The sequence below is a fragment of the Rhodococcus sp. 7Tela_A2 genome (assembly GCF_049311045.1).
GTDB lineage: Bacteria > Actinomycetota > Actinomycetes > Mycobacteriales > Mycobacteriaceae > Rhodococcus.
Map to the genome: position 1 here is coordinate 1 of NZ_JAXION010000226.1, position 562 is coordinate 562.

Consider the following 562-nt stretch of genomic DNA (forward strand, 5'->3'; position numbering starts at 1 on the left):
GGAGGTGCTCGATCCTGCGCGTTCGCAGGCGCGTCATCCGCTGTTCCAGGTGATGCTGACTTTCCAGAATATGGCGGACGCGCATCTCGAGCTGCCCGGTCTGAGTGTCTCGGGTGTGGACTTCGATGCGCAGATCGCCAAGTTCGATCTGCAGTTGACGTTGTCGGAGGGGTTCGCGGAGGACGGTTCGCCGGACGGCTTCCGCGCGGAGTTCACCTATGCCACCGAGCTGTTCGATGCTTCGACGGTGGAGACGTTCGCGGATCGGTTCGTGCGGATCCTCGAGGCGGTGGTGGCCGATCCGGCGCTGCGGGTCGGCGATATCGATTTGCTGGGCGCCGATGAGCGTATTGCGGTGCTCGAGCGGTGGAACGATACGTCGCATCCGGTGCCGGAGTCGACGTTGCTGGACCGGTTCGATGCGCAGGTCCTTTCGAATCCCGACGCGATTGCGGTGGTGTTCGAAGACGAGTCGTTGACGTATGCGCAGTTCGATGCGCGGGTCAATCGGCTTGCGCGGTATCTGATCTCGCGGGGTGTGGGTCCGGAGACGACGGTGGGG

The 562-nt window shown here is 63.5% G+C and carries 1 protein-coding gene; it reads left to right on the forward strand.

What is annotated here, in order from left to right:
* Window positions 1-562: condensation domain-containing protein (locus tag TVH25_RS21360; protein WP_422425421.1), on the forward strand; the 562-nt coding region annotated here is incomplete at both ends.